Raw genomic sequence first — 15,045 nt, forward strand, 5'->3', positions numbered from 1 at the left:
CTCATGGTAATAAGTTCATCACCATTCTAGGGAGCAAGCCACCGCGCGCGAACGACAAGATTATTATTTCTATATCGCTTATAAGTTTATTCGCACCGGTATTTATATGCTTTTATGCATGTGAGCCCAGCCGTCCGGCAGGCTCGCAGCCTTAACCCGCGCCGTGATGCAGCCAGCCCTCGTGCAGCCATTCGGTCAGCATGTCCCGTTCAGCGCCACTCAGCTTGCGGGCCAGCGCATGGCTGCATGGAAGCTCGCGAGTGTCGGCCAGATGCCGCAGCGCCGCCGTCGCGGGCGTGGCAGCCACTTCGCCGTTGATGAACAACTGCCGTCCGCGGTACATCAGGCGCGTGCAGCGATCCAGCACCAGCCTGCCGCCGGCCGGCATTCCTTCGCCCAGATCGAGGCGCTCATCGCCCGGCTCGAAATAGGCACTGGAGGGCGGCTCGGTCAGCCACTGGCCAAGAAAGCGTTCGGCCAGGGCTTCGTTGAATTTTATTTTCTCCATGGCCTTGACCGAGGCATCGACCAGGGACTGTGGAAGCTCGGCGGGATGGTCTGTGGCCGGCGTGCCGGCATCCTTGTACGTGGCCGACAGCACCGGACCCCGGATGACGGGATTGGCGTAGAGTCCGCCCGTATCGCCCAGGTTGGCCATGATCTGGTCGTTGGCCGCCTCCAGCATGCCGCAAGCCAGCGTGGCCAGCGTCGGCGCGCGAAAGCCTATGGAGATGGTCATGCAATCGCCTTCGGCCACGCCGTCGTGGGCCGCATGCGGCGGCAGATACAGCATGTCGCCGGGTTCCAGCAGGAATTCCTGTTCGGGCCGGAAGTGCTTGAGGATCTTCAAAGGCAAACCGGGCTCCAGGGACAGGTCGTCCTGCAGGCTGATGCGCCAGCGCCGCTTGCCATGGGCCTGCAGCAGGAAGACGTCGTAGCTGTCGAAGTGCGGTCCCACGCCGCCGCCGTCCGTGGCGATACTGATCATGGCGTCATCCAGCCGCGCATCCGAGATGAAGCGGAAGCGGTGCATCAATGCCGCCGTCGCGTCGTCGTGCAGGTCCACGCTTTGCGCCAGCAAGGTCCAGCTCGGCCGGCTGGCCGGCGGCAGGCGGGAAAACGGGCCGTTCTTCATGTTCCAGCCCTGTTCGTCGCGCCAGATCAGGCGCGATTCGACTTCCTCGCGCCTGACCAGCTTGCGGATGTCGGCGATGGACAATGAGGGCTTGAAGCCGGGGATGGCCTGCCGTATGAGCAGGGGCTTGCGCTGCCAGTAATCGCGCATGAACTCCTGTGGGGTCAGTCCGCCCAGAAGCTCCAGTTTCCGATCTATGTTCATAAATGTTCGTTGCGCAGCCGGTACAGGATGTCCAGCGCTTCGCGCGGACTGAGTTGATCGGGGTCGATGGCTTCCAGCGCCGATTTCAGCGTGCTGGCGCCTCCATCGGCGTCATGGCCGCCGGCCTCATCGGCCCCGGCGCCCGCGCTGAACAGGTCCAGCTGCGGCGTGGGCGCGCCCTGCGCCTCCAGGCGCGACAGTTCGCGGCTGGCATGGCGGATGACCGCGGGCGGTATGCCGGCGCGCTGCGCCACTTGTATGCCATAGCTGCGGCTCGCGGGGCCGGACCTGACCTCGTGCAGGAAGACGATGCCCGCCGAGGATTCGGCGGCCGCCAGGTGCACATTGGCCGCGTTCGCCGCCTCGGAAGGCAGGCGGGTGATCTCGAAATAATGGGTGGCGAACAGCGTGAGGGCCTGGTTGTGCGTCAGCAGCCTGTGCGCGATCGACCAGGCCAGCGCCAGTCCGTCATAGGTCGAGGTACCCCGGCCGATCTCATCCATCAGCACCAGGCTTTGCGGCGTGCTGGCCGACAGGATGGCCGCGGCTTCGGTCATTTCCATCATGAAGGTGGAGCGCCCGCCGGCCAGGTCGTCGGCCGCGCCGATGCGGGTAAAGATGCGGTCTATCCGGCCGATGCGCGCCTTGCGCGCCGGCACGAAGCTGCCCATTCTGGCCAGCAGGGCGATCAGCGCGATCTGCCGCATATAGGTGGACTTGCCGCCCATATTGGGGCCCGTGATGAGCAGCATGCGGCACTGAGGACTCAACTCGCAATCGTTGGGCGTGAATTGCTCGATGCTGTGCTCGACCACGGGGTGCCGTCCGGCCTCGATGACGATCTCGCTGCCCTCCGAAAGCTCGGGAGCGGTCCAGTCGTTCGATTGCGCATGTTCCGCCAGCGCGGCCAACGCATCGATCTCGGCCAGTGCCGCGGCGCATTGCGACAGGACGGGGGCATGGGCCGACAGCGCGTCCAGCAGGTTCTCGAACAGCCATTTTTCCCGGCTCAGGCTGCGGTCCTTGGCCGACAGCACCTTGTCTTCCCAAGTCTTGAGTTCCGGCGTGATGTAGCGCTCGGCATTTTTCAGGGTCTGGCGGCGCCGATAATCGGTGGGCACCTTGTCGGCTTGCGCCTTTGACACCTCGATGTAGAAGCCATGCACGCGATTGAACTCCACCCGCAGGGTCGTGATGCCGGTGCGTTCGCGTTCGCGCGCTTCCAGCTCGAGCAGGAATTCGCCGCTGTCGCTTGCCAGCCGGCGCAGTTCGTCCAGTTCGGCATCGTAGCCGGCGGCGATCACGCCGCCCTCGCGCACGAGCAGCGCGGGCTCGGGGTCGATGGCCTTTTGCAGCAGCGCGCCGATTTCGGGGGGGATGGCTATGCTGCGCACGAATGCGGCGAGCCGCGGCTGCGCGCCGAAGGCCGTTTCAAGATGCCCGGCGACGGCGGGCAGCAGGCCCAGCGCCTCGCGCAGGCTGGCCAGCTCGCGCGGGCGTACCGAGCGCAAGGCGATGCGTGTGGCGATGCGCTCCAGATCGGGATAGCGGTCCAGCATCCGGCGCAAGGCATCCAGAGGCGCTTGCGCGTCCAGCGCATCCCGGGCCGGCGGAGCCGTCAGGAAGGCGGCAATGACCTGCTGCCGTTCCAGCGCGGGCGGATTGTCTTGCAGCGGATGGTGCAGCCAGCGCCGCAGCATGCGGCTGCCCATGGGCGTTGCGCAATGGTCCAGCGTGGAAAACAGGGTGGGGCTTTCTTCTCCGCTGATGGTCTCCGTCAGTTCCAGGTTCTTGCGGGTGACCGGATCCAGCACCACATACTCGCCGGCATGATCCGCACGCAGGGTTTGTATATGGGACAGCGCCTGGGCCTGGGTGCGGCTTACGTAGCGCAGGAGGGCGCCGGCGGCGCATAGGGCCACGGGCAGATCCGCCACGCCGAAGCTGGCCAGGGAATCGACGGCGAAATGCCGCTGCAGAACGTCGCGCGCGCCATCGGCCTCGAAGTGCCAGTCGGGGATGGCGCTTACGGCCATTCCGCCATTGGTCTCCAGGCGGGCGCCTTCCGCGCACACCAGTTCGGCCGGGCCTATGCGATGCAGCTCTGTATCCAGCATGCCGGGTGCGCATTCGGACACCCTGAACTCGCCATTGGCCAGATTCATCCAGGCCAGCCCGGTGCGTTCCGCCCGGTTCGCGCGGGCCGTCCAGACGGCGGCGATCATGCGGTCGGCCTTGGTGGGCAGCAGGGCTTCGTCGGTCAGCGTGCCGGGCGTGACGATGCGGACGATCTGGCGCTCGACGGGCCCCTTGCTGGCGGCCGGATCGCCGATCTGCTCGCAGATCGCCACCGATTCGCCCAGCGCCACAAGCCGGGCCAAATAGCCTTCCATGGCATGGAAGGGGACGCCGGCCATGGGAATGGGCGCGCCGTTGGACGTGCCGCGCTTGGTCAGCGTGAGATTGAGCAGGCGCGCTCCGCGCTCGGCGTCGCCATAGAACATTTCATAGAAATCCCCCATGCGGTAGAACAACAGATGCGAGCCAGCCTCGGCCTTGAGGCGCAAATACTGCTGCATCATCGGGGTGTGGTTTTCTACTTTTACACTACTGCTCATTGTTTGCCAGAATTTCGGTAAGTATCTTGATATTTATATGGAAGTTGATGTGTGGGCTGCAAAAAGCGCGCCTCAACGAAGCTGTGCCACAGTCCATTGTGGCATTGTTGACGAGGCTTTGGCACGAATTGCGGCGCATGGCCGGTGCCGCCGCTCAGGCATGGAAGATTGCAGTATAGCGTCGGGCCGGAGGCGATTTGTTTGGGGCTTCAAGCCCCTTTGTTATTCATTTAAGCAGGAAATATTCAGTCTGCCCCCAGCCTCCAAATGGATTCATCCCATGCTGAAGCGCCACCGATGCCAAATTTGCGGCGGCCATCGCAACTACGAGCGCGGCAGCGAACTTTTGAAGTTTGCTTTTTGACTGCTTGATGTCCTGTTCAGGCCACTTGGGACTTGCCAGCGCACACGTGGCCAGACTTCCAACACAATAAAAGATCAGGACGGTAAACGTAATGAATGTCCATGTGTACATGTGCAGGCCGAATATCGCGGAGCCCGTCGGCAGCGCGCCCGGATACGCCGAGATGAACATGAACAGCAGGCTGATCAGCGATCCGATCAGGGCGCTTGCGGCCGAAAGGCAATAGTTCCAGGGGTTGGCGCCAAAGTTCAGATTGAGCAGCAGCCCCACGGAATAAAGCAGAAGGCAGATGCGGATCAAATAGCAAAGCGCGCAAGGCAGCTCGCCCAATGCCAGCTGGAAGAAGAAAGCGCCGGCCAGCATGATGCCGATGCCTGTCAGAACGGTGGCGTCGAACGTACCCAGTCTTGCATAAAGGTGCCCGGCCTTCATCACCAGGCTCCCAGTTGGCGGAGTTCGGGCGCATGGTAGCTGCCGTGATAAAACGCCCAGGCGATGACCAGGACCGCCGCGACCGCCCAGATTCCCCTCGCTCGTTTCGGGCTGCTGAACGTAGCGGCCATGGCAAGCAATGTGGCGAGTATAGGAAATATTCCCGCAAACATATGTATTCTCCAGAACGATTTCGTAGCAATTTAAACGAAATCATAACGGAGAACGCTCCCGATCCATCTTCCACGTCCGCATGTTTACTCCTCTGCGCGTATGGATTCCAGCCATCGATGAACCGCTGCCACGCCCATGGCACGCGGCTTGCTGCCCGGCCAGACCGTTATAAGCACCGTAAGCACCTGATTCACAAGGAGGAAGTCGTAATGGCCGTCATCATCGAACGCAGATATTCCGAAGCGATTTATCCACTCCATGCCTTGCTGCTGGCTGGAACCCTTCCCCTCTTCATTGGCGCGGCGCTTTGCGATGCCGCCTACGCCTCCACCTATCAAATCCAGTGGAACAACTTCGCGTCCTGGCTCATTGCCGGCGGCCTGGTGTTTGCCGGTGTCGCATTGATCTTCGCCATTGTCGACCTGTGCCGCGCCCGTCGCCGCGCGCGAGGCATCGTGCTGTATGCGGCGTTATTGCTGGCCACCTGGGTGCTCGGCTTCCTGAATGCCTTGATGCATGCAAGGGACGCATGGGCCAGCATGCCCGCCGGCCTGGTCTTGTCGGTCATCGTGGCTCTGCTTACCTGCGCGGCAACATGGTTCGGCTTCTGCACACCACGCATCGGAGGAGCGAAATGAAATACACGGGACTGCTTGCAATCTTTACGCTTTCGGCATTATTGACCGCCTGCGGCGGCGATACGGAACCCGCCCAGTACGGGGCCGCGCCCGAGCTTCCGCAGCCGCAGCGCGGCCTGCTGCCCGACATGGTCATCGCCGAGCCCGCCGAATGGGGGGACAAGCGGCCGACGGTGCCGGACGGCTACACCATCAGCGCCATCGCCACCGACTTGAAGATCCCCCGCCAGACCCTGGTGCTGCCCAACGGAGACATCCTGGTGGCCGAGGGCCGGGGCGGCAGCGCGTCCAGCCTGAAGCCCAAGGACGTGATCGCCGGCAAGATCAAGTCACGGGGCACCAGCCCGGTGAAGGGCGGCAATCGGCTGACCCTGCTGCGCGATGCGGACGGCGACGGCGTCTACGAGCTGTCAACGGTTTTCGCCGACAATCTGAACGCGCCTTACGGGCTTGCCTTCGTCGACGGCAAGCTCTATGTGGCCAACCAGGACGCGCTGCTGCGGTTCGATTACCAGGAAGGGCAGACCAAGGCCGAGGGGGCGCCGGAGAAGGTCACGGACCTGCCGTCCGAAATCAATCATCACTGGACCAAGGCGCTGGCCGCCAGCGCGGACGGCCGGACGCTGTACGTGGGCATCGGTTCGAACAGCAACATCACCGAGCGCGGCATGACGGCGGAGGTCGACCGGGCCATGGTCTGGCAGGTGGATGCCGAAAGCGGAATGCATAAGCCTTACGCCACCGGTTTGCGCAACCCCACCGCGCTGGCCATCCAGCCCGGCACGGGCCAGCTTTGGGCGGTCGTGAACGAGCGCGACGAGATCGGCCCGAATTTGGTGCCCGATTACCTGACCGCGGTGCGCGAGGGCGGCTTCTATGGCTGGCCTTACAGTTATTGGGGCCAGAACGTGGATGACCGCGTCCGGCCGCAGAACCCGGAAAAGGTTGCGTCGGCGATCAAGCCCGATTACAGCCTGGGCTCGCACGTGGCGGCGCTGGGCGTTTCTTTTTCAGCCCCCGCGATGGGCGAGAAATTCGCCGACGGCGTCTTCGTTGGCGAGCATGGCAGCTGGAACCGGTCGGATCCCGTTGGCTACAAGGTGGTCTTCGTCCCATTCCAGGGCGGACGCCCGGTCGGCCCCCCGATTGATTTCGTTTCGGGCTTTCGCGACAGCGACGGGACGGTTCGCGGCCGCCCGGTGGGTGTGACCGTGGATCCGCGCGGCGCCCTCATCATTGCCGACGACCTGTCCAACACCATCTGGCGCGTCGCGCCGGCGGCAGGCCAATAGCTACGCCACGCGCCACCTGCGGCCTTGTCATGCCGACATGCCGGCGCCTGATGTTCAGGCGCCGCTTTTTTTCTCCGGCCAGTAATGATCGTCGCCGTAGATGCGGCCCCCGAATATGGCGGTGCCGATGCGCACTTCGGTGGAGCCTTCCTGGATGGCGGTCTCGAAGTCGCCGCTCATGCCCATGGAAAGCCGGGCCAGTTCGATGCCGTCGATGGCTTCGTCCAGCATGCGGTCGCGCAACTGCCGCAGGCTGCGAAAACAGGCGCGCACGGCGTCCTGGTCGGGGGCGTTGATGGCCAGAGTCATCAGGCCGCGCACCCGCAGCGTGGGGGTTTCGCGGGCCAGGCGGCGCAGGAAGTCCGGCAACTGCTCGGGCGGCAGGCCGTACTTGCTGGGTTCCGTGGATGTCTTCACCTGGACGAGGGCGTCGATGGCGCGGCCTTCCTGTTGCAGGCGCTTGTCCAGTGCGATGGCCAGCTCCATGCGATCCAGCGACTGGATTTCGCTTGCCATGCGGGCGACATCCTTGGCCTTGTTGGTTTGCAGATGCCCTATCATGACCCAGTCTATGCCGCAGTCCGCCAGGGGCTCGTACTTGCTGCGGATTTCCTGGGCCTTGTTTTCGCCGAAGCGGCGCGCGCCCGCGGCCACCGCTTCCCGTATGGCGGCTTCGCCAAAGGTTTTGCTGACGGGCAGCAGGGCTACGGAGCCCGGTGTCCGGCCGGCGCCCACGGCGGCCTCGTCAATGCGCCGCAGTATCTGCGCCAGGCGCGCTGCAATGGAATTGTCTTCAGTCATAGCGCATCCCGCAGGCTGGCGGTTATTTCGTAGGAACGCAGGCGCGCCGCGTGGTCGAACATGTTCGAGGTGATCATGAGCTCGTCCGCGCCGGTCTTGTCGATGAAGGCCTTGAGCTGGCGCGCAACGGCGTCGGGCGCGCCGATGGCCGAGCACGACAGGACGTGCTGCAGCAGATCCTGCGCGGCGGGGCCCAACTGCTCCATGTAGTTGCGGACGGGCGGAGGCAGCCGGGAGGGCCGGCCGCTGCGCAGGTTGACGAAGGATTGCTGCCAGGACGTCGCCAGGAACTGCGCTTCGTCGTCGGTGTCCGCCGCGAAGACGTTGAATCCCAGCATGACATAGGGCTTGTCCAGGTGGATGGAAGGCTGGAAGGTGTTGCGGTACAGCTGAATGGCCTGCATCAGTTGCTGGGGCGCGAAGTGCGAGGCGAAGGCATAAGGCAGGCCCAGCGCGGCAGCCAGCTGAGCGCCGAACAGGCTGGAGCCCAGTATCCAGATGGGCACGTTCAACCCTCGGCCGGGGACCGCCTGGACGGTCTGGCGGGGTTCGTCCGACATATAGTCCATCAGCTCGAGGACGTCGCGGGGAAATTCGTCGGCATCCGAGGCCAGGTTGCGCCGCAGGGCGCGCGCGGTGGCCTGATCGGAACCGGGCGCGCGGCCCAGGCCAAGATCGATGCGTCCCGGATACAGCGACTCCAGCGTGCCGAACTGCTCGGCGATGACCAGAGGGGAGTGATTGGGAAGCATGATGCCTCCGGCACCCACGCGTATCGTGGATGTGCCGGCCGCCACATGGGAAATGAGGATGGCCGTCGCGGCGCTGGCGATGCCGGGCATGCCGTGATGTTCGGCCATCCAGTAGCGCCTGTAGCCCCAGCGTTCGCCGTGCTGGGCGATGTCCAGCGTGTGGCGGAAGGACGCGGCGGCGGAGCCGCCTTCGGCGATGGGGGACAGGTCGAGTATGGAAAAAGGAGTCATGCGCGCGATATGAGTGCGGTTCTTGGAAAGCCAAGAGCAGGCACAAGGAATCGGGCCCGCTCCGTGGACGCCGCGGTCAGTGTAGGCGAAACTCGGCTTTCATGAAATGCCCGGCCGGTTCCCGACCCGCGCACCCACCACCATTTCGGTGATCCAGCCGACCAGGATGGAGGTATACGCCTGCTGGCTGGTCTTCTCGCTGAGCGCATGGTCGGCGCCGTCGACCACCCGATGCGTCAGCGAATGCGAATTACGGAATGCCGCGCGGTAGCTCATGATGGTCGCATGGGGAACCAGGTGGTCGTGTTCGGATTCGATGATCAGCACATCGCCGGTGAAGGCGGCGCAGGCGGCCAGCGCGCGGTTTTCTTCCGGTGTGACCGGGGCCCCCCGATATACGGCAAGGTCTTCCCGGTTCAGTTGGCGCTTGGGTATGTCCCATTCGGCGTCGCGGTACAGCGACGGCACGCGCAGCGACAGCCACTTGACCGGCCTCCTGGTTGTCAGGATGGCGGACAGATAGGCGCCGTAGCTGGTGCCGACCACCGCGATCGCATTGGTGTCGATGACCGGATGCTGCGCCAGCGTGTCGTAGGCCGCGATGATGTCCCGCAGGTTCTCTTCGCGGGTCACGGTCCTTTGCCGCTCCGATCCCCGTTCATGGCCCCGCAGGTCGAAGGTCAGGCAGACGCAACCCAGGCCGGCGATGCCGCGGGCGCGATCCAGGTCGCGCTCCTGGCTTCCGCCCCAGCCGTGGACGAACAGTATTCCCGGCACTTTCGATTGCGGCGACAGGAAGGTGCCGGCGATGTGCTCATCGTTGATGACGATCTCGATGGGTTCGCTGCTAGTTCCCATAAGGCGCTATCCTTATGTATTTGCTGATCGGCCCGATCTGGGGATCGATGCCACGGTATATCTCCTTGGCGCCGGATGGCGGCCGCGGGCTTGAGCCGAACAGTTCGATGGTCTGCGCGTGGACGGCGTTCAGCCTGCCGTCGCCGTGGAAGGCCTCGAGCGCCGCGATTTCGGCTCCGCTGGCTCCGCCTATCCTCCAGGACTGCTCCAGCACCCCGCAGCGGGGGGCCTTGCCCCAGCCGATCCCGCTGGCGATGTCATAGTTCCGGCGCGATGCCAGCAGGCCGGGATAGCAGGCCGCGGCGGCTTCGTCATACACGCGGGCCTTGGAGATGGCCAGCCGCCATGGGCGGCTCAGTTCGAGTTCCAGCAACTGGTCGAAGCCGCCGCGGACCACGGTCAGCTCCGATCCTCCGTATACCATTTCGCCCACATTGTCCTGCGTCAGGCATTGGGTGCCGACATAGCTGGCCGTCAGTCCGGCGATGCGCACCTGGCCGACGCTGAAGGTTTCGACCTCGTCCAGATTCTCTTCCAGCACCAGTCCGCACTCCGCGATGCGGCGGTTGTCCATTTGCTCGAACAGCGCCGTCAATTCGTCCAGGGTGGATATCAGCGTCTGGCCGCGTCCGGCGGTCGCCAGCACCGGCTTGATTCGCACGGGACCTTTGCGCAGCAGCCGAATGCCCGCCCTTTGGGCGTCTCCGATGGAAAAGACCGTGATGCCTTCCAGGACGCTTTCATGGACGAGCCGGCTGAATTCATGCGACCAGCCTTCGGGAGCGAAGGCGTCCGGGCCGAGCAGCCCATGCGTGATCGCCTTGGTCGGAACGAAGGTCTGGGGAGCGACCCCGCCGAACAGGTCCTCCTCGCGGTTCACGCCCAGGCGGCGCGCCAGTTCCGTCCCGATGAGTGTATCGGTCGGGATGAGATAGACGGGGTGCTTGTACTCGACGCCCTCGCGGTAGGCGCCGCCGAACGGGGCGCCCAGTATGCCGGCTATGCGTTTGCCCAGCTCGAAGTGCACCACCCGTTCATGTTCGGGCTCCGCCTTGCGCGCCGCATAAATCAGTACGGTTCCTGGGGCCGGAGGACGGGTCATGCCCGCAAGCATAGTCATTCAGGATGCGGGATCTTCGGGCTTTTTGGTGGTGATGGAAACAGGGTCGCTGGCGGGAAAAGTTTCTTCCAGTCCTTCGTCCAGATTCTCTTCTTTCTGGCCGGCTGCCTTCCTGGGCTCCGCGCCTGTGGCATCCGGCGCGTCGGTGTCGGGCTTCTTGGTGGTGATGGAAACAGGATCGCTGGCGGGAAATGTTTCTTCCAGTCCACTGTCCAGGGCTTCTTCATGGCCCGCGGGATTGTCCTGCGAGGTCGGGAAGGGTGTCGGCGGTTCTTCGCCGTTTTTGGTCGTGCCGGAGTTGTTCATCGCAGTGCTCCTTGTGTTGCTCTGAAGGTGAGCCGACGGGGCTCAGGCGTGCTTGCCGGCCCCGTCGCCCGCTTTATTTGGCGACCTCGACCTTCGGCAAGGCTTTCAACTGGTCCTTGGTGTAGCCGGGCAGCACCAGCTTGTCGCCGGTCTGCTGGATTTCATCGAACGGTATGGCCACGCTGCGTTCCCCCATTCCCAGGAATCCGCCAGCGCCGACGATGAAATAGGCCGCCTTCCCGTCGCTGGCCAATACCACGTCGTTGATGTCGCCGATCTTTTCGTCTTTCTCGTTGTAGACCGCATTACCCATGATCTTGTCCTTGACGCTCCAGCCGGTAATGGCTTCGGTCATGTCCGCGCTGGCCGACGTGTCGGCCGCGCCGCCGGACGGTGCGGCGGGAGGCGTCGTGGGCGCTGGGGCGGGGGTACCGGGGGCGCCCGGCGCCGGAGCGTCGCCGCCCTGGGGAGGAGGCGTTTGCGCATAAAGGGCTGTCGAAAATACCAGGGGCAGCGAGCATGCGGCGATGGCGATGGATTTTTTCATAAGTTTCTCCTGATTGAAGACCGACAGGGTCGTTCCGCATTCAGCAAGTGCCGTGCCCCGTACGGCCCCAGGCACATGGGCACGGCGCTTGCTTGTCCGAAGCCAAGCAACAGGGAAGTCCGTTGCCGGTTCAATTTATAAGGAGCGATTCCATGAGAACGATGAAACGATTCGCGGTGGGTGCGGTGACCTTGGCGATAGTGGCGGGTCTGGCCGGATGCGGCGGGATGTCACGGCAAGGCAAGAATACGGCGATAGGCGCGGGTGTCGGAGCAGTGGGGGGAGCCGTCCTGACCGGGGGAAGCACCTTGGGCACCCTGGGCGGCGCAGCGGTCGGCGGCGTCGTCGGCCATGAAGCAAGTAAATAATACAAACACGTCCGCGTGACGAAGAGAGGGCCAATATGCTTTATACGATTGCAGTAATCCTGATTATTTTGTGGCTGCTTGGATTGGTGACGTCCTACACCATAGGCGGCTTTATCCACATACTGATCGTCGTTGCGATCGTCATGGTGCTGGTGCGCCTGATCAGCGGGCGCTCGCCCTGACCGTCGCCGTCCCACACCGAGCGGGACGTCCGTCATCCATTCGTCCGCCGAAGCACGGGGCGGATGGATGATTTTCGCGCTTGTTGTTCAAGCGTTTGATTCTTATCGTTAAATTTGGGTAATCAAGTACTTTTCCCTGGTTTTGTCCACAGCTGGCGTGGATAACTTCCAGTGCTTCATGGCGCTGCGGAAACGCGGGTATCATTCGACTTATCGTCACGCCTCGCGGATTCGGCCATGCTGGAAAAACTCAAGGAAATATCGGCGCTCATGCCGGCCATGGAGTACCTTGCCCTGAACCTGGCTGTCACCTTGATCCTGCTTGTCGTCGGGTGGTCAGCCTCGACCCTGGCGGGCCGCAGCGTCAGAAAGCTGGCTGCCAGGTCGCCCAGGGTCGATCCCACCATCGTTCCCATGGTCTATACCGTGACGGTCTGGGCCATACGCATATTCGTGATCATTGCCGTGCTGGCGCGCTTTGGCGTTCAAACCGCCAGCATCATCGCCATGCTGGGCGCGGCGGGCCTAGCCGTCGGCCTTGCCCTGCAAGGCACGTTGCAGAATATCGCCGCCGGCATCATGCTGCTGGCGCTGCGTCCCTTGCGGGCGGGCGAGGCGATTTCGGTAGTGGGAAAAGGCGATGGCACGGTTGCCGAGGTGGGGCTGTTCCTGACCCATCTGATCCAGGCCGACGGCATACACCTGACCTTGCCCAACAGCCTGGTATGGGGCAGCACCATCATCAATTACAGCCGCAACGCCACACGCCGGCTCGATGTGGAAGTGGCGGTGCGCTATGGCGACGACCTCGAGCTTGCACTGCGCGAACTGGCCCAGTTGGTCGAGTCGCACCAGCACGTGCTGGCCGAACCCGCGCCGCAGGTGCTGGTGACCGGCTACCGGGAAAGTACGACCATCGTGACCATACGGGTATGGACGCCTTCCGCGAACTACTGGGACCTGCGCTTCGACCTGTATCGCAATGCCTTGCAGGTGTTGTCCAGGGCCGGCTTGAAAGTGCCCATTCCCGTCAGCGAAGTCCATGCCAATCCGGTCCAGGCGGCCACCCGCTAGAGGGTTGCCGATGTTTCCACGTGAGTGGCGCAAGCCCGGCGGACCGGCACATCGGGATTACGGCCTTCAGATCTTGCCGGCGATGGTCTTCAGGCCCTCTTGTATCAGGCCGGCGATTTCCTTCTGGCGCGTGGCCGGCATGCGTTCGGTGATGGCAGTGACGCTGATGGCCAGGTAGGGCTGGCCCTTGGCGTCGCACAAGGCGCAGCCGACACCCAGCGCTCCGCGCACCGCGTAGTTGCCCACCACCGAGTAGCCGCGTGTGCGCGTATTCTGGACCAGCTGCCGCATTTCACGCGCGGTCATGCCGCCGTATTGCTCCAGCTGGTTGCTGTTGTGGGCGATGATGTCTTCGACGGTCTGGTCATCCAGCTTGGCCAGCAAGGCCATGCCCCCCGATCCCACGCCCAGCGGCTGGCGCTTTCCGGCAAAGGTCGCCAGGATCTGCACCGGGTAGGGGCCGATCTCCCGCCACAGGCTTACGGATTCATACCCATCCCTGACCACCAGGAAAACGGCGTCGCCCGTCAGGGCGGCCAGTTTCTGCATGACGGGGAAGGCCAGTTCGATGCGTGGATCCTGTTCGATGGCGGTGGCGGCGGCGTGCTGGCTGGCAATGAAACGCTTGGTGCCGGACAGGTTCTTGACGAAGCCCGCCTCGACCAGCGCCGCGAGCAAGCGGTAGACCGTGGGCCGTTGCAGTCCCGTGATACGGGCCAGGCTGCTGACGTTCAGGCCGGACTCGGGGTTTTCCTGGAGGGTGCGCAGGATTTGCAGCCCGCGCCGCAGCGTACGGGGCCCGGAGCCGGCCGTGTCGGTATCGGAAGTGTCCACAGTGTGTACGTGTGTGTTTAAAAAAATCAAAATATGGTCGAGAATTCAAATGCAATTATAGAACTGTCCATAAGACGGACACTTGATAAGGAGGACACTACGTGCCAATTCATACCAAACTAGCAGGCGCCAAGGCGCTGGCCGCAAGCATGCTGATTGCGGGCTCCCTGGGCTTCTCGAGCGCCGCGTCGGCGGCCTATCCCGATCACGCCATCCGCATGGTCGTGGGATTCTCGGCGGGCGGCACCACGGATGTGGTCGCGCGCATCATAGGCAAGGAAATCGGCGATGCGCTGGGCCAGCCCGTGGTCATCGAGAACCGCCCGGGCGCGGGCAGCAACATTGCAACGGAAATGGTGTCGCGCGCCGATCCCGATGGCTACACCCTTTACATGGTCGCCGTCACCAGCGCCATCAACCAGACGCTGTACAAGAACCTGCGCTTCGACCTGGTCAAGGACTTCGCGCCGGTCGCCCTGGCCGTTCGCGTGCCCAATGTACTGGTGGTGAACCCGCAGGTGCCGGTCAAGACCGTGAAGGAGCTGGTCGACTATGCCAAGGCCAACCCAGGCAAGCTCAATTTCGCATCTTCGGGCAGCGGCACGTCCATCCACATGGCGGGCGAGCTGTTCAAGCAAGTGGCCGATATCGATGTCACGCACATTCCCTACAAAGGCAGTTCGCCGGCCATGACCGACCTCATCGGCGGACAGGTGCAATACATGTTCGACAATATGCCTTCGGCATGGCCTCATGTGGAAGCGGGCAAGCTGCGCGCGCTGGCGGTGACGACGGCCGATCGCTCGCAGACCGCGCCCGACCTGCCCACGATGAAAGAATCGGGCTACCCGAATTTCGACGTGTCCTCCTGGTTCGGCGTGATCGCGCCCAAGGGCACGCCTGACGACGTGGTCAAGAAACTCAACACCGTCATACTGGCTGCCCTGGCCAAGCCCGACGTGCAGAAGCGCCTGGCCGATCTGGGTGCGGTGCCGGCCAAGACCTCGCCTGCTGAATTCGGCGATTTCATCAAATCCGAAGTCGAAAGCTGGGCCAAGGTGGTCAAGGCTTCGGGCGCCACCGTCGACTAAGCCGGGCGCGCAATCCACGATGGC

At 63.6% G+C, this 15,045-nt stretch carries 16 protein-coding genes; 6 read left to right on the forward strand and 10 right to left on the reverse strand.

The features are described 5' to 3' along the window. Nucleotides 1-151 precede the first annotated feature (151 nt). The 3 genes from OEG81_RS04860 to OEG81_RS04870 form a co-directional block, all read right to left on the reverse strand. A complete protein-coding gene (locus OEG81_RS04860) occupies nt 152-1,339 on the reverse strand; it encodes a cupin domain-containing protein (RefSeq protein WP_264131594.1) in 1,188 nt (395 codons plus the stop codon). After that, nucleotides 1,336-3,957 carry a DNA mismatch repair protein MutS gene (gene mutS, locus OEG81_RS04865; RefSeq protein WP_412034110.1) on the reverse strand — a complete coding sequence of 874 codons (2,622 nt, stop codon included), beginning with the start codon at nt 3,955-3,957 and terminating at the stop codon, nt 1,336-1,338. Before mutS ends, OEG81_RS04860 begins: the two co-directional genes overlap by 4 nt. Nucleotides 3,958-4,183: 226 nt before the next feature. Further along, nucleotides 4,184-4,753, reverse strand: a complete 570-nt coding sequence (locus OEG81_RS04870; RefSeq protein WP_264131595.1) for a disulfide bond formation protein B — start codon at nt 4,751-4,753, stop codon at nt 4,184-4,186. 383 nt (nt 4,754-5,136) lie between these two features. On the opposite strand from OEG81_RS04870, the gene OEG81_RS04875 reads away from it, so the two are divergent. Both OEG81_RS04875 and OEG81_RS04880 read left to right on the forward strand, forming a co-directional pair. Then, nucleotides 5,137-5,565, forward strand: a complete 429-nt coding sequence (locus tag OEG81_RS04875; protein ID WP_264131596.1) for a DUF2231 domain-containing protein — start codon at nt 5,137-5,139, stop codon at nt 5,563-5,565. After that, the gene (locus OEG81_RS04880; RefSeq protein WP_264131597.1) at nt 5,562-6,857 is read left to right on the forward strand and encodes a PQQ-dependent sugar dehydrogenase; all 1,296 of its coding nucleotides are present in this window, start codon (nt 5,562-5,564) and stop codon (nt 6,855-6,857) included. Before OEG81_RS04875 ends, OEG81_RS04880 begins: the two co-directional genes overlap by 4 nt. 54 nt (nt 6,858-6,911) lie before the next feature. Here OEG81_RS04880 and OEG81_RS04885 read toward each other — a convergent pair whose 3' ends face one another. The 6 genes from OEG81_RS04885 to OEG81_RS04910 form a co-directional block, all read right to left on the reverse strand. Continuing rightward, complete coding sequence (locus OEG81_RS04885) at nt 6,912-7,658, reverse strand: YggS family pyridoxal phosphate-dependent enzyme (protein ID WP_264131598.1); 747 nt, start codon at nt 7,656-7,658, stop codon at nt 6,912-6,914. After that, nucleotides 7,655-8,641, reverse strand: coding sequence for an LLM class flavin-dependent oxidoreductase (locus OEG81_RS04890; protein WP_264131599.1), 987 nt, complete (start codon nt 8,639-8,641; stop codon nt 7,655-7,657). Before OEG81_RS04890 ends, OEG81_RS04885 begins: the two co-directional genes overlap by 4 nt. Nucleotides 8,642-8,740: 99 nt before the next feature. Next, a complete protein-coding gene (locus tag OEG81_RS04895; RefSeq protein WP_264131600.1) occupies nt 8,741-9,499 on the reverse strand; it encodes an alpha/beta hydrolase family protein in 759 nt (252 codons plus the stop codon). Further along, on the reverse strand, nt 9,489-10,619 hold the full coding sequence (locus tag OEG81_RS04900) for a DUF3182 family protein (protein WP_264131601.1): 1,131 nt from the start codon (nt 10,617-10,619) through the stop codon (nt 9,489-9,491). Before OEG81_RS04900 ends, OEG81_RS04895 begins: the two co-directional genes overlap by 11 nt. Further along, nucleotides 10,620-10,925: a hypothetical protein gene (locus tag OEG81_RS04905; protein ID WP_264131602.1), complete on the reverse strand. Its 306-nt coding sequence runs from the start codon at nt 10,923-10,925 to the stop codon at nt 10,620-10,622. A gap of 73 nt (nt 10,926-10,998) precedes the next feature. Further along, entirely contained in the window at nt 10,999-11,472 is a 474-nt protein-coding gene (locus tag OEG81_RS04910; RefSeq protein ID WP_264131603.1) for a PRC-barrel domain-containing protein, read from the reverse strand. Between the two features lie 152 nt (nt 11,473-11,624). On the opposite strand from OEG81_RS04910, the gene OEG81_RS04915 reads away from it, so the two are divergent. The 3 genes from OEG81_RS04915 (at nt 11,625) to OEG81_RS04925 (ending at nt 13,096) form a co-directional block, all read left to right on the forward strand. Beyond that, entirely contained in the window at nt 11,625-11,840 is a 216-nt protein-coding gene (locus tag OEG81_RS04915; RefSeq protein WP_264131604.1) for a glycine zipper 2TM domain-containing protein, read from the forward strand. A 35-nt stretch (nt 11,841-11,875) separates the two neighbouring features. After that, nucleotides 11,876-12,022: a lmo0937 family membrane protein gene (locus OEG81_RS04920; RefSeq protein ID WP_264131605.1), complete on the forward strand. Its 147-nt coding sequence runs from the start codon at nt 11,876-11,878 to the stop codon at nt 12,020-12,022. Between the two features lie 237 nt (nt 12,023-12,259). Then, entirely contained in the window at nt 12,260-13,096 is an 837-nt protein-coding gene (locus tag OEG81_RS04925; RefSeq protein ID WP_264131606.1) for a mechanosensitive ion channel family protein, read from the forward strand. A gap of 66 nt (nt 13,097-13,162) precedes the next feature. Here OEG81_RS04925 and OEG81_RS04930 read toward each other — a convergent pair whose 3' ends face one another. Further along, nucleotides 13,163-13,930 (reverse strand): IclR family transcriptional regulator, encoded by a 768-nt coding sequence (locus tag OEG81_RS04930; protein WP_264131607.1) that lies wholly within the window; start codon nt 13,928-13,930, stop codon nt 13,163-13,165. A gap of 149 nt (nt 13,931-14,079) precedes the next feature. Here OEG81_RS04930 and OEG81_RS04935 point away from each other — a divergent pair, with 149 nt between their 5' ends. After that, nucleotides 14,080-15,021, forward strand: a complete 942-nt coding sequence (locus tag OEG81_RS04935) for a Bug family tripartite tricarboxylate transporter substrate binding protein (protein WP_264132471.1) — start codon at nt 14,080-14,082, stop codon at nt 15,019-15,021. Nucleotides 15,022-15,045: the final 24 nt, after the last annotated feature.

Origin of the sequence: Pollutimonas sp. M17, from assembly GCF_025836975.1 — a bacterium.
Taxonomy (GTDB): Bacteria; Pseudomonadota; Gammaproteobacteria; order Burkholderiales; family Burkholderiaceae_B.

Excerpts from the sequence above, each read along its gene's own strand:
- mutS (WP_412034110.1), bottom strand. The coding sequence starts at position 3,957 with ATGAGCAGTAGTGTAAAAGTAGAAAACCACACCCCGATGATGCAGCAG.
- OEG81_RS04880 (WP_264131597.1), top strand. The coding sequence starts at position 5,562 with ATGAAATACACGGGACTGCTTGCAATCTTTACGCTTTCGGCATTATTG.
- OEG81_RS04875 (WP_264131596.1), top strand. The coding sequence starts at position 5,137 with ATGGCCGTCATCATCGAACGCAGATATTCCGAAGCGATTTATCCACTC.
- OEG81_RS04920 (WP_264131605.1), top strand. The coding sequence starts at position 11,876 with ATGCTTTATACGATTGCAGTAATCCTGATTATTTTGTGGCTGCTTGGA.
- OEG81_RS04860 (WP_264131594.1), bottom strand. The coding sequence starts at position 1,339 with ATGAACATAGATCGGAAACTGGAGCTTCTGGGCGGACTGACCCCACAG.
- OEG81_RS04915 (WP_264131604.1), top strand. The coding sequence starts at position 11,625 with ATGAGAACGATGAAACGATTCGCGGTGGGTGCGGTGACCTTGGCGATA.
- OEG81_RS04935 (WP_264132471.1), top strand. The coding sequence starts at position 14,080 with ATGCTGATTGCGGGCTCCCTGGGCTTCTCGAGCGCCGCGTCGGCGGCC.
- OEG81_RS04900 (WP_264131601.1), bottom strand. The coding sequence starts at position 10,619 with ATGACTATGCTTGCGGGCATGACCCGTCCTCCGGCCCCAGGAACCGTA.
- OEG81_RS04885 (WP_264131598.1), bottom strand. The coding sequence starts at position 7,658 with ATGACTGAAGACAATTCCATTGCAGCGCGCCTGGCGCAGATACTGCGG.
- OEG81_RS04890 (WP_264131599.1), bottom strand. The coding sequence starts at position 8,641 with ATGACTCCTTTTTCCATACTCGACCTGTCCCCCATCGCCGAAGGCGGC.
- OEG81_RS04925 (WP_264131606.1), top strand. The coding sequence starts at position 12,260 with ATGCTGGAAAAACTCAAGGAAATATCGGCGCTCATGCCGGCCATGGAG.
- OEG81_RS04905 (WP_264131602.1), bottom strand. The coding sequence starts at position 10,925 with ATGAACAACTCCGGCACGACCAAAAACGGCGAAGAACCGCCGACACCC.
- OEG81_RS04910 (WP_264131603.1), bottom strand. The coding sequence starts at position 11,472 with ATGAAAAAATCCATCGCCATCGCCGCATGCTCGCTGCCCCTGGTATTT.
- OEG81_RS04895 (WP_264131600.1), bottom strand. The coding sequence starts at position 9,499 with ATGGGAACTAGCAGCGAACCCATCGAGATCGTCATCAACGATGAGCAC.
- OEG81_RS04870 (WP_264131595.1), bottom strand. The coding sequence starts at position 4,753 with ATGAAGGCCGGGCACCTTTATGCAAGACTGGGTACGTTCGACGCCACC.